Source organism: Streptomyces sp. NPDC001156 (assembly GCF_053598275.1).
In genome coordinates this window covers 1-12,982 of record NZ_JBSFJX010000061.1, presented here as the reverse complement: position 1 = coordinate 12,982, position 12,982 = coordinate 1, and the positions used below count along the sequence as shown (strand labels likewise).

General features: G+C 67.9%; 10 protein-coding genes. 6 read left to right on the top strand and 4 right to left on the bottom strand.

Annotation, left to right across the window (positions count from 1 at the left end; genetic code table 11):
• Positions 1 to 911: 911 nt before the first annotated feature.
• On the bottom strand, positions 912 to 1,607 hold the full coding sequence (locus tag ACWDA7_RS25985; protein ID WP_450606699.1) for an alpha/beta fold hydrolase: 696 nt from the start codon (positions 1,605 to 1,607) through the stop codon (positions 912 to 914).
• A 193-nt stretch (positions 1,608 to 1,800) separates the two neighbouring features.
• On the opposite strand from ACWDA7_RS25985, the gene ACWDA7_RS25980 reads away from it, so the two are divergent.
• Positions 1,801 to 2,415, top strand: coding sequence for a hypothetical protein (locus ACWDA7_RS25980; protein ID WP_450606697.1), 615 nt, complete (start codon positions 1,801 to 1,803; stop codon positions 2,413 to 2,415).
• Between the two features lie 634 nt (positions 2,416 to 3,049).
• Positions 3,050 to 4,279, top strand: a complete 1,230-nt coding sequence (locus ACWDA7_RS25975; RefSeq protein WP_450606695.1) for an IS110 family transposase — start codon at positions 3,050 to 3,052, stop codon at positions 4,277 to 4,279.
• Between the two features lie 780 nt (positions 4,280 to 5,059).
• Here the strand turns inward: ACWDA7_RS25975 and ACWDA7_RS25970 are convergent.
• Positions 5,060 to 5,338 carry a hypothetical protein gene (locus ACWDA7_RS25970; protein WP_450606693.1) on the bottom strand — a complete coding sequence of 93 codons (279 nt, stop codon included), beginning with the start codon at positions 5,336 to 5,338 and terminating at the stop codon, positions 5,060 to 5,062.
• A 1,199-nt stretch (positions 5,339 to 6,537) separates the two neighbouring features.
• On the opposite strand from ACWDA7_RS25970, the gene ACWDA7_RS25965 reads away from it, so the two are divergent.
• From ACWDA7_RS25965 to ACWDA7_RS25950, 4 genes are all read left to right on the top strand, one after another.
• Positions 6,538 to 7,746 (top strand): hypothetical protein, encoded by a 1,209-nt coding sequence (locus tag ACWDA7_RS25965; RefSeq protein WP_450606691.1) that lies wholly within the window; start codon positions 6,538 to 6,540, stop codon positions 7,744 to 7,746.
• A 239-nt stretch (positions 7,747 to 7,985) separates the two neighbouring features.
• On the top strand, positions 7,986 to 8,141 hold the full coding sequence (locus tag ACWDA7_RS25960) for a response regulator transcription factor (RefSeq protein ID WP_450606689.1): 156 nt from the start codon (positions 7,986 to 7,988) through the stop codon (positions 8,139 to 8,141).
• Between the two features lie 363 nt (positions 8,142 to 8,504).
• Positions 8,505 to 10,280, top strand: coding sequence for a hypothetical protein (locus ACWDA7_RS25955; RefSeq protein WP_450606687.1), 1,776 nt, complete (start codon positions 8,505 to 8,507; stop codon positions 10,278 to 10,280).
• A gap of 975 nt (positions 10,281 to 11,255) precedes the next feature.
• Entirely contained in the window at positions 11,256 to 11,582 is a 327-nt protein-coding gene (locus ACWDA7_RS25950) for an ANTAR domain-containing protein (RefSeq protein ID WP_450606686.1), read from the top strand.
• A 191-nt stretch (positions 11,583 to 11,773) separates the two neighbouring features.
• On the opposite strand, the gene ACWDA7_RS25945 is transcribed toward ACWDA7_RS25950, so the two are convergent.
• Complete coding sequence (locus ACWDA7_RS25945) at positions 11,774 to 12,208, bottom strand: GntR family transcriptional regulator (RefSeq protein ID WP_450606684.1); 435 nt, start codon at positions 12,206 to 12,208, stop codon at positions 11,774 to 11,776.
• Positions 12,209 to 12,342: 134 nt separating this feature from the next.
• The gene (locus ACWDA7_RS25940; protein WP_450606745.1) at positions 12,343 to 12,963 is read right to left on the bottom strand and encodes an aminoglycoside phosphotransferase family protein; all 621 of its coding nucleotides are present in this window, start codon (positions 12,961 to 12,963) and stop codon (positions 12,343 to 12,345) included.
• Positions 12,964 to 12,982 lie beyond the last annotated feature (19 nt).

The window sequence follows — 12,982 nt, the reverse complement described above, 5'->3', positions numbered from 1 at the left end:
CGACCGCCGACCGGCCTATCCGGCTATCGTTCCACCAATCCGGTCCACGCCACAGGGGTTGTGTCGTACTGCTCGAAGGTGAGGGGCCCGTAAGGTGATCGCCGCAGGTCGGGACGGTAGAGCGGTCTTGGCTGGGACCATGTCCTCGTGATCCCCTCGATGCTGTACAAGGCAGCTCGCAAGCCGCTGCCCGACGACCATGCGGATTCGACAGGCAGGCACCGATGACGCCTCGGCGGTCGCCGGTGTCTACATGCGCTCCGGCAGGTGGCCTTTGCCGGTCTTGGTCCGCAACACCACCTCAACGCCATGGACCCAAGCCACGAAGAGTCCGGCTGGAAGTCACGTATCGCAGAGACACGGTGGCCACCGTTGGGAGTGCTGGTAGCCGAAACCGAGGCGGGGATCGTCGGGTTCGCAAGGTTCAGCCCGTCTGAGGAGAGCTCTGCCATCGCGGAAATCGCGCATTGACGACTCTCGGACAGGCCGACTAAGCACAGGCCGCCCTGTGGGTACTCGAAGACAACGAACGAGCCCGGCGCTTCTACGAGGCCGGTGGTTGGCGCCCCGACGGCGCGGCCGTGGTGGACACCACCGGCGGGGCCACTCTCAACAAGTTGCGTTACGGCCACCCTCCTGATTGACCCGCTACCCTCTCGGCCGCCTGGAAAGCCGGGAAGCGGCGTGGGCGCGAGTCGGAGGCAAACTCGCGGAACCAGCCGTGAAGCACGGCGACGAACCCTTGGGATCCCACCAAGAACCCTTCAGTTTGCGTGAACCCTAGGGACTCTCGGCCCCTTGGTCGCATAGCTACGGCGAAGTGACAAGGGGCTCAGAGTGATGATCGCAACGCTCTGCAATGACGGCCTCCTGGGCCTCGGATCGCCGGACCGGCTCGTCCGCGGCTGCCGTCACAGGCTCAGCAACAGGTCCCTGACCGCTGCAGGCTGGGACAGGAACGGGTGGTGGCCGGTGTCGAGCTCGACGACGCTGTCGGCCCGGCGAGCGAACTCGCGCTGCATCCGCGGCGGGGTGCCCCGGTCCCGAGCGCAGACGAGGTACGTCGAGGGCAACTGCTGCCATGCGGCCGCCCCGACCGGCTGTCCGGTCACCTGCACGCTCTGCCGGGCGAGGTGGTCCGTCGCCTGCGCCTGAACCTCGGGGTCGCAGTCCTGCAGGAACGTGTCCACGAGGAGCTCGGGGCGGACCCCGAACGTGCCGGCGTCGGGGTCGACGTCGAGGAACGGGGCGGGGCTGTCGTCCCCGAACTCCGACAGGCTCTGTCCGACCTCGGGCAGGTAGCTGGCGACCAGCAGCAGTCGGCGCACCGACCCGATTCCCGCAGCGGCTTCCGCGGTGACGACACCGCCGTAGCTGTGGGCGACCACGACGGTCGGCTCGTCGCCGGCCTGCAGTACCTGACGCACCGCGGCAACATCCTCGGGCAGCCCCGGACCGCCGACGCCGCCGGGCAGGCCCGCCTCGCCGCAGCTCGGTAGTGCCGGGGCAACGCTCGGCACCCCCCGCTCCTGCAGCAGCTCGGCGGTACGGTGCCACCACCACGACCCGTCCCGCACGCACGCCCCGTGCACGAACACGACTCTCATCGCCACCTCCACGTCGGCCACTCTCGAGGAGAACAGACCTGCGATCACAGGCTCCCACCGGAAGCTATCCAAGGAGTCCCCCCGCTGGCTGCGCCTGGTCCGGTCCGCCGACCGCCTCACCGGTTACACCTCCACCGACGGCTCCCACTTCACGAAGATCGGCGGCGCGAGGCTGCCCGGGATTGCGCGCGGCGTGCAGGCCGGTCTCTTCGCCACGTCACCGGAGGCGAAGGAGGACACCGCGGCGGGCACGGGCTTCGGCCCTGCCGTGGCCACCGGCACCTTCGGATGCCCCGGCCTTACGGGCATCTGGTCCGGCGGCAGTTGGAGCGGCACGCAGATGGGCGGCAACGCGGGCACCTCCGGCAGCTACACGAACACCATCAAGGGCGGCTTCACCCAGAACGACGGCGGTGGGTTCACCATGACCGGGGCCGGTGACATCGCACCGTTCGTCGGCGGGCCCGTCATGGGCGTCGGCTTCTCCGTCGAGAACTTCCTCGTCGGCACATTCGCCGGGCTCATCGTGGTGATCGCCGTGAGCACGGTGTTCATCACCGGCGAGTTCCGGCGCGGTCTGCTGCGCACGACCATGGCGGCAACTCCCCTGCGGGGCTGGGTACTGGGCGCCAAAGGTCTTGTGGCCGGGGGCGCCGCGTTCGCCATCGGCCTCATCGCCGCCGCGATCGCCGTCCCTGTCGGGGAACGCAGCGCGCGCGGCAGAGGCTTCCAGTACAGCTCCCCCAGGCCGGGACGGCTCCCTGAAGGTGGTCACCAGCAAAAGTCCGGCCCCTCGACATATCGTTGAGGGGCCGGAGTTGGTAGCGGGGGCGGGATTTGAACCACGCGACCTAATTCCTTTCCAGCGGCCCCGGGGCGTCTGGTCGAGTCACCGGGGTGTTCGAGCAGTGAGGGCTGTCACGCCTACTTCGAGCTGGGCCTGTGATGCCTCTGGTTAGAGCGTGCGGGCGGCCCTCCTGCTTGTGGTGGTGGCGGCCGCGTGGGTGTCGAGCGGATGTCTTCACGCGACTTGGTCAACAAGACCTACCCAGAGAACGGCGGCGCTCGACGCCTTCGCGGCCACCACCACCGAAGCGGGTGGGTGGTGATGCTCCACGGGCGTCGAGCGGACGTCTCCGTTGGACCTGGCCGCGATGCCTTGAGCCAGAGCGACGAGGCTCGGCGCTCGTGAAGCGTCAACACTCACCGCTTGATCACTCGTTGGAGTTGGTGGCGCGAGCCCTCCGCACGGTGACCTCTTGATGCACCCGAGCCGTCCGAGCTCCCGAGTAGACCGAGGCCCGCGCGGTGCGCTGGTGCCACGAACACGGCTAATGAGGTGTCGGACCAGCCCCCGCGGCTGAGTCCTGGAATTAGGTCGCTGCGTGGCCCGCATGCGCTCGTGACCAGCGCAAATACCCGTACCTTGGGAAGGGAACATCTTGATCTACTGCGGAATCGACTGGGCGGAACGGCACCACGACGTCGCCCTGGTCAACGACACCGGCGAGTTACTCGCCAAGCGCCGCATCACCGACGACGCGACCGGCTACCGGCTCCTGCTCGACCTCCTCGCCGAGTACGGCGACACGGAAGACGCCCCGATCCCGGTCGCCATCGAGACCTCCCGGGGCCTGCTGGTCGCCGTGCTGCGGACCGGGAAACGGCAGGTATTCGCCATCAACCCGATGGCCGCCGCCCGCTACCGCGACCGGCACAGCGTCTCCCGCAAGAAGTCCGACCCAGGCGACGCCCTAGTCCTCGCCAACATCCTGCGCACCGACATGCACGCCCACCGGCCCCTGCCGCAGGACACCGACCTGGCCCGCGCCATCGCCGTCCTGGCCAGGGCCCAACAGGACGCCACCTGGAACCGGCAGCAGACGTCCAACCAGCTCAGGTCGCTGCTGCGCGAGTACTACCCTTCCGCCCTGGACGCCTTCGCACCCTGGCAGAACGGTCTGTGCCGTCCCGAGGCCCGCGAGCTTCTCAAGCTCGCGCCGACACCGGCCAAGGCCGCGCGCCTGAGCCGCACGCAGATCCAGGCCGCGCTCAAGCGCGCCGGCCGCAAGCGGGGCATCGAGACCGAGGCCGACCGCCTCCGTGACGTCTTCCGGGCCGATTGGGCCCACCAGCCGCCCCTGGTTGAGGACGCACTCGGCAAGCAGATGCTCGCCCTCCTCATCCAGGTGGAAGCCGCCTGCACCGCGGCCGATGATCTCGCAGGGGCGGTGGAGGAGGCGTTCCCTCAGCACCAGGACGCTGAGATCCTCCTCAGCTTCCCCGGCCTCGGCGTCCAGCTCGGCGCCCGGGTGCTGGCCGAAATCGGGGACGACCGCAACAGGTTCGCCGACGCCCGCGGGCTCAAGGCATACGCAGGCTCCTCGCCCATCACCCGGGCCTCCGGCAAGAAGTCGAGCATCACCAGGCGGCGAGTGAAGAACGACCGTCTCAACCACGCCGGCTACCTATGGGCTTTCGCGGCTCCGAACGGGTCACGCGGCGCCAAGAGCCACTACCGCCGTCGACGCGACGAGCACGGAGACTGGCACGCGGCCGCCCTTCGGCATCTCTTCAACCGGATGCTCGGACAGCTCTACCGCTGTCTACGTGAGCACAAGTTGTTCGACGAGCAGACCGCGTTCCCTGCCCCGATGGCCGCTGCAGCTTGACTCTTAGCTTCATGAGGTGTCTCTGGGTTATGAGCCCAGCGAGCTACCGAGCTGCTCCACCCCGCGTCGGTGCCCCAACCGTACGCCACGCACGCCCGTGCCCGCAGGGTTTTTCCGGGCGGCCCCACCTCAGGCCGCCAAGAGCCGGTCCCCCGCGCAGCCGGGATCCGGGTGAACACGGGCGCTGAAACCGCTGAATCGACCAATACTGCGGCCAACGGTGGCTGCCGGACCGGCAAGCATCTGAATAGCCGCCGACTGAGGGCCGATCTTGGCGGAGAACATCCGCCAGACTCTCTACAGATGACGGACTCTCTCTGCTTCACGGTCCAGTCTCGCCAATCGCCCATTTCCCAAACGCCAATACCACGTCAAGTGGCCAGCCCCTCATGCAAGTTGAAAACAGTTCACTGCCCAAAACGGAACTTTTCGGCTCATTCATCTCATGCTACGTGTGTAAGCAGCCTGCCGAGCTCTCATCGGCCAACCTGGAAGGAGACCGGTGTGCGCGTGCACCGACCAGCCCCAGGCCCGAGCCGTGGACGCCGACCCGACTTCCCGCCGGTCCTCTCGCGGGGGCAGGATGCCTGATCACGGACGAGCACGCGAGAGATCCCATGAACGATCAAGGCACCCCTGGCTCGGCAGATGGGTTCAGCGTCTTCGCCGTCGACGCCAACTGGCCGGAATCACGGCAGGTCACGGGTCACGGCTACAACCCACCGCGAGCACGTCTCCCCAGTTCATGACTGAGCCATAACCAGGCACACTGACAGCGTCTCAGCGCTCCCACACGTCCGGCCCGCCGCCCCGCCACTCGATGAGGTCCGCGTAGGACTCGACGATGTCCTCGACCAGCGGGTTGACCTCGGTCCAGCCTTCAATGCCCGCACGCCAGAGGAACACGCTGAGATCTTGCAGACTGTACGCCGTCCCGAGGATCACGCCGTCGACGCGCACGCGTCGACCGCCGGTCTCGGACGGCGGGTAAACGATCACGCGGCGCTTCGCCATAGCTCCAGCCTCGCCCGCATGCGCCGGATGCGCATGTTCCTCCATCAGCGCGATGCAAGGCGGCTTCCGTCATGCTTGCCTACCCGTCTGGCAGCGCCGGGTGGCCGTCGTGCTGCTCCCCGGTCAGGCTGGGCGTGGCTCCGCGCGGCCTGGTGTCCTCCCCCTAGTTCAGGCTGCCGAAAGCCCATGGGGGGCACGCCTCCCACCTGACGGCACCGGTGGGAGGCGTGCTCATATGCGAGGGCCGAGTGAAGAACGTCGCGTCTTTGGTTTGCGGGCGTCTGTCACGGCGATCGTGCCGTGACAGGCTGTGCCTGTCCGCCCGTTTGGTGTGCCGTTCGATGGCCTGGCCGTGGGGGCACAGGATCTGGGCGCCGCGCCCGTAGCGGCAGGTGAGCCCCTGGCATCGGGCGCACGAGCCCTGTGCGGGTGAATGATCGCGGGGCACGGTCCGTGGCGGGGGCTTATCCGCATGCCTCCGCGCGCGGACACACAACGCAAATGACCTCGTGGGTGACCTCCACCGCTATGAGGGGGGCATGAGAGGCGCGAGCTCCGCGAGGAGAGGGAGGCCAGCGGACTCATTGCGCATCACGTCTCGTTCCGACGAACTGCGGCCCGGCTCCAGAGCGATCCGCAAGATCCCCGGCCGTTCCTGACCAGCGACGGCGACGCAGAGAGTCGTGTTGTACAGCCCGGCGCCGAGTGCAGTGGCGGAGAACACCTTCGTAGGCCTCTGAAGACCCGGCGCCGCATTGCCTCGATCGCATCACCGGTCATGGCTGCTGAAACACCTTGGGAGCACGCGCGATCAGCCGGAACTCCATGAACATCCTCCCTTGGCCGATCTTCCAGCGCACCGTATCGCGGACGCCCGCGGGAGACGGTGATGTCGCGCCCGTGTGCCCGACAGATGTGGTTCGAGGGGGCACCGCCGTCTTCGACGTGAGGGGAGAGCGTGGTACGGGTCTCAGCATTGGGCAGGCGGCGCGCCTGTTGTACGGCTTCGAGTTCGGCGAGTGGCGAGCCCGTTACGGTTCGAGGAACAGCGCTCGGTGGCGATGCGGACCTGTGCCGGTCGCGTTCTCGTTGAGCGACATCTGCCTCTGAGGGGCGACACAGCGAAACTTGCATAATGCGGCATTAGCGTCGAATATCACCGGTTCTTGTGAAGTAAGAGATCTCTTATCAATGGAACCTGGCCTCCGGCCGCTCCCTCCTGCAGGGCAGAGACGGAGGTCGAAATGGGCGACAGCCCCACGAAGACGAGCAACGCGCTCACGCGGCGGTTCGCTCCGAGACTCGATCCACCGCCTCCGCAGCGGCGGTGGCGTTTCGAACTGGGGAAGGCACTGCCGGCACTGACGGTGTTCGCCTCCGTGCGGCTGACCGGGGTAATCATGGCGGCCTTGTGGTCGCTGCACCTCGGCAGGCACCCGCGGACCGTGCTCGGCCTGGAATGGGACGGCCACTGGTACTGGCATATCTCCCAGTACGGCTACGGCTTGATCGTCCACCCTGAAGGGAGCCACCGCGTCTACAACGACCTGGCGTTCTTCCCCCTCTTCCCGGGCCTGATCCGCGCAGTGAACACGATGCTGCCGATCGGCCCGATCAACGTGGCGCTGCTCATCGCGTGGAGTGCCGCCCTGGTGGCCGCCTGGGGCGTGTACGCGGTCGGCGAGCTGCTGCACGGACGACGCGTCGGGATCATCCTCGTGGCGCTGTGGGCGCTGCTGCCGCACGCGATCATCCTGACGATGGCGTACACCGAATCCCTCATGACCGCCTTCGCCGCCTGGTCGCTCTACGCTGTGCTGACCCGCCGCTGGCTGACCGCGGGAACGCTGGCGGTGCTGGCCGGGCTGTGCCGTCCCAACGGCCTTGCCGTGGCCGCCGCCGTCGTCGTCGGCGCCGTCGCTCATCTCTGGCAGCTGCGCCGCGTCGGCATGCCCACCACTCCGCGCGCCTGGGCGGCCGCCGCGGCGGCGCCCCTGGGATGGCTGGGCTACATCGGCTGGGTGGGGCTCAGGACACACACCCCCGTCGGCTACTTCCACGTGCAGAGTCTGTGGGGCTCACGGTTCGACTTCGGCCACTACACGGCCCACACGTTCAAACACCTGATCGTCGGGCACGACACCCTCGTCGTCTATGTGACCGCCGCGATCGTCCTCGGTTCCCTGCTGCTCTTCGTCTTCTGCGTCCTGAACAGGATGCCCTTGCCCCTGCTCGCCTACTGCGCGGTCCTCATCGTGATGGCCGTCGGCGGCACCAACTTCTTCACCAGCAAGCCGAGGTTCCTGCTGCCGGCCGTCCCTCTGCTGCTTCCACTCGCCCTGCATCTGGCGCGGAGCCGCCTCCGTACCATTGTCGTCCTGCTCGCTGCCCTGGCCGGCGTCTCCCTCTTCTACGGCACCTACCTACTCACCGTCTCCCATCGGGCCCTGTGACGGGTGGACCGCCCGCCCGGTTCAGGAGCTTCAGGGGGTGCGCCGCCGCCCCTCCTGGCTCGTCGATCTCGCGGCGCAGGTAGGCCACGCACTGGTCGACGACGTCGGACACACCGTCGTAAGCGAAGTCCCACGTTGATGCGGTACTCACCCCGCGCATCACCCGTGACCTCGTCGACCGCGTCGCCAAGGCCGCGCCCTGGTCGCGCGACGAGGCGGCCGGCGCGCTGTTCGCCCGGTTGACGGCCAGAGAACGGGACGTCTTCCACCTCATCGCCACTGGCCTGACGAATGCGGAGATCGCCCAGCGCCTCCACCTCACCGAGGCGGCCGTCAAGACCCACATCACGCGCATCCTGGCCAAGCTGCAGCTCCGGACCGGGTACAGGTGGTGATCTTCGCCTACGAGCACCAACTGCGCCCGCACGGAGCCTGACTGCTCTCGCCCTCGAGGCGGCGGAGATGGGGGCCCCTTCCACGTCCGGCAGTCCCGTCTCGGCGGAGGATTTCACGCAATCCGCTTACCGACTACAGCCTTGCAGACGTCAGGTGAACTGGAGATGATCAAACAGGGGCGTCCATTCGTCCCGGTCCTGAACGAGGGGTGCGTGAATCCCTTGCCGGGGCGGTCGGACGAGCCTCCGGTTCGGCGGAACGTCGCCGACCGAACTTACCTCTACGTGATGTAGTAGATGACGCTCGGGAGGCCGACCACATGCGGTTGCCGCCCAGTTGGGGCGAGGCAGAGGAGGCAGTCCTTGGCGGACACCCATCGTGGCGGAACGGGCGTCGAGATCCGTCGTCGTACCACGACGCACCCGGCGGCACCGCCCCCGACCCGGGCCTCAGCCCTCGGTGTCCCGGACGCCAGGCCCCAGCAATGGCATCGGGGTATGACCCTGGTGGCCACGATCAGCCTGTTCATCGGCACACGCGCCGCCTGGACAGCGGCGATGGCGTCGCGCCCAGCGGTCGCCGGTGTCATCTCCGTCTGCTACGCCTCCATCCTCGTCTGCGCCGTCCTCAGCCTCCTCGTCCTCAGCCGACGGGCACTGATCAGGATCGACGCGGCCGTACTGGTCACCGGCGTCGCACTGGTGATCTGCGGCTATCTGCTCGACCACGCCGGCAACGACGAAGGAGTGCTGACCGCCCAGGCCACGAGCGCGATACTGCACGGGCATCCCGTCTACGGCCAGCCGTGGCCCTGGTTGTTCGCCACGCACGGTGTCGGGATCACCAAGACCATGTCCGGTGGCGCCGACTACACGTACGGCTATCCGCCGCTAACCGCCCTGCTCGCCGCACCGGTGTATGCCGTCGTCCACTCGACGGCAGCCGCCACCCTGGTCCCCACTGTCGCGCTTCTCGCCTCCTCACTTCTGCTGTGGTTCCTGCTGCCGGCGCCTTGGCGGTCCGCGGCCACGGCCGTCTGCCTCGGCTTCGGCTTCCTGCCCCACTACGCCTACTCCGGGTACCCGGCCATCACGGCCCTCGCCCTGCTCATCCCCGTTGTGGTCCGCTGGCCCAGCACGGGCGAGGGCGGCCACCTCGGGTCAGGAGGCGTACTGCGGGCTGCCTGTCTGGGTGCCGCCTGCGCCGCCCAGCAACTCGCCTGGTTCCTCGCGCCGTTCCTCCTACTCGGCCTGTACGCCGTCCGGCGCGGCGAACTCGGCCCCCGGCGCGCCCTGATGGTCACCGCCCGCTACACGGCCACAGCCGCCCTCACCTGGTCCGCAGCCAACGCGTACTTCGCCGTCCAGGACTTCTCGGCCTGGCTGAACGGAATCCTGCTGCCACTGGAGCAAAAGGCGATCCTGCACGGTCAGGGCGTGATGGGCATCTCCTACTACTTCACCGACGGCAGCAGTCGCCTCGACTACTACTCCTACGGCAGCCAGTTGCTCCTGCTGGGTCTGCTCGCGGCCACGCTGCTGTTCGTCCGACGGCTGGGCCCGGCTCTCGTCGTTATCCCGTGGGTCGTGTTCTACCTGGCCACGCGTTCCCAGGACGGCTACTTCCTGATGATGACCCCGCTGTGGCTGGCGGCCGCCGCCACCGTCCCGGCCTCCGCGTTCGCCACCGCCTGGCAACCACGCCTGCCCCGCCTCACCGGCCGCCGCGCCAAGGCCGTCGTCGCGGCCGGGTTGCTCGCTCCCGCCCTCGCGTGCGTCGTGATCGCCGCCGCGAGCCCGCCGCCTCTGCGCATGAGCCTCGCGCCGCACTTCGCCAAGCAAGGGTCACGTGTCGGCGTCACCGCCATCGACGTCCGGGTCATCAACACCACCGGTACGGCACTTGAGCCGCACTTCGCGAGCCGTACCGGCCAGGGCGCCTCCAACTGGTGGACGATTGCCTCGGGTTCCACCGTGCTGGCCCCGCACGCCTCCGCGGAGTATCGAGTCGAGCCCGAGGGGGGTTTCCGCGCGATGCCCGGTGGCCACGGGCCCGGGAGCTATCTCATCGCCGTCACCGGCACGCCGATGACGATCACTTCCGCGCACATCCCGGCCGCCAACTCCGCCGTCCGGTAAGAGGGGGCGCCAGGCGGGTCGCGCCTTCCGTGACCCGCTGATCCGGATCTGGCAACTGCCGACGGCTTCGGGTTCCTCCCAGGATCCGCTCGCAGGATTTCGGGCTGACCTGATCAGCGCGGGTGGTCACGCGGGGGCGGGAGCAGTGGCGACTGCCAGCCGACCGACGCCCTAAGCGGAGCGGCGTGGCAGAAGGGCCGCGGTCGCGGCGAGGCGAGCCGGATGCCGAGACTATCCGGGCCAGCCACGAAGCCCAGGAGCGCCGCGACGGCTTGGCATCGGTCCCCCTCGCCTGAACCGCGCCAATCATCTGCTTCGTCGATTACCTGGCCGTCACCCGTCGGGTCGGGACGTGCAGGGCTGAGGCCGTGGGGTCATGCACCGGTCAGCGCGTGATCCGAGGCTCCCCGCCGAATCGCTGCCGTGCGTGACGATCGTTCGCTCCTGCGTTGGAACGGTCCGTGGCGGTGGCTTATCGCATGCCTCCGCGCGCGGACACACAAAGCAGCAGCTCCTGCGGGTCTCGCGAAGGTCAATGGTGCCTGGTCTTCAACAGCATGACCACGAGGGCCACAACCAGGATCGCGAACATGATGGCGTACCACGGGAAGAGTGCTTCCGCTCCATCCGCTACGCAGGGGATCTTTCCGCATACGAAGTTCATTGAAATCGCCTTCCTCTGGAATGCCAGCGGAAACGGCAGATTCCGTCGTCCGGGTACCCTCGACCGGCTTTCCGTCACTTCACGAACTGGGTGCTCTGCTCGATAGCCCGGCAGTGGGGGCACAGCAGCTGGGCGCCGCGCCCGTACCGGCAGGCGAGCACGGCCTGACATGCCCTGGAGAAGCCCAGCACTGGTCTTGTTGCCTCCGCTGGCCTTGAGCGTGAGAGTGGGAGGACAACGCGGGGGCGTACCTGGCATAGGGCTGGACAGAAATACCAGGGATGCAGAGCCCCTCAAATCACGGAGGCAGCGTGGACAGCCACGTGGACAGGGTTCCTGACACAGTTCAGGAGCCGGAAAGCCATCCCGTTGACGAGATCGAGCAACTGCAGGCCAAGGTCACCCAGCTTGAGCATGCGGTGGATTCCCATGCCTTGATCGACCAGGCGATGGGCGTCATTATCGCCGTGGGGCGTATTAGCCCGGCTGAGGCCTGGGACTTGCTCCGTGAGACGTCCATGCGCACCAACATCAAACTGCGACACGTAGCCGAGCTGGTCGTCGCTTGGGGCGAGACTGGCAACCTTGCCGCAGACATCCGCGATGAGCTGGCCCGCAGGCTGGGCAGCACCGGCTGACCCGTACTCCCAGGGCTCGTCTGGCTCGACCTCCCAGAGCCCCCGCGCAGGGTCGCGCGGGGGGCTCGTGCCATTCCAGAATGCCCAGCTCAGACATGGGGCGCCGACGTCGCCCTACGCCCGCCTGGCTCTCCGTTCGATGGCCCGACAGTGAGGGCACACGAGCTGGGCGCCGCGGCCGTAGCGGCAGGTCAGGCCCTGGCAGCGGGCGCACGGGCCGACCTGCGCGGGTGTGCAGCCCAACATGGTCGCTGCGGACACGCGGTCCGTGGCGGAGTCGATGCGTCTGGGCACCTCGTCCAGGCGTCGAATGTACGTCGCCAACGGACGGATCCACCCGGTCGCCACCTACTGGCGTGCGGCGTCCCTGGCCGGGCGTAGACAGGCTCCATGAGTGAAGACACCGCGGCGACGAACGAGCCGAGCCCTGGTGTGGTGACGATCAGCCCCTCTTCGCGGAGCTGCGCCGTGACCTTGCGGACTGTGGCGCGGGCGACGCCGAACTCAGCCTCCATGCGCACTTCGGAGATCAGGCTCTGTGGCGGGTACTCGCCGGACCGGATGCGCTGGCGGATCACCTCGGCGATCTGCACCGACTTCGGCTGAGTGGGGCCAAACTCGATCATGGTCTGACTGCAGGTAGCTGTCTCCGTACAGGCATAGACACACCTATCTATGCCTATGGTCAGAGAAGACCCCGGCGACCGCGCGAACGGCCCCGGGGCGTGGCGCTGTCAGCCGTGCCGGGTGAAGGCATCGACTATGGCTGCGCAACGAAGTGGATCTTCTGTGAAGCCGGAGTCCAGTCCCCACAGCCAGTAGTCGATGAAAGCACCACGGTCCAGGCGTTCGCGACCTCGGGATCCAGCTCGGCGGATTCGAACAACGCGTGGGTGTGGAAGAAAAGTTCTTCTCGTCCGTCCATCTCATCGAGTCGTGTCCACAGCAGTTGCGCCACCTGGTACTCCGGGTCACCGGTGACGACCTTTGGGTCGATGGCCAGCCATGGTTCCCTGTCCGCTGCCAGGACGTTGTCGTAGTGGAGGTCGTGATTGACCAGAAGGGAGCCGGTCCGGTGGCTGAGTCCGCCAGCCAGGTCCCGCGCCTGGTCCACCAGCCTCCTGTGGAACGGGTGGCCGAGTCGCTCCCACCGGTCGAGCAGGCCATCGCTGATCTCAGCGGCGATCTCGGAGACTGGGCGAGGCCCCGCCGGGGCGGGAACTGCCAGCTGACGCAGGAGTGCGCCGGCCACCGGCACGGCCACAGCAAGGGCCAGGCTGCGCAGAGGCCTGCGACTGTCGGCCCGTTCGAGAAGCAGAGCCCCGGGGCCGGGTGGTGGCGCCCTGAGGCCGGCGGCACGGCCGCCCGGGCAGGGTTCCACAGCCACGGGGGCGTATCAT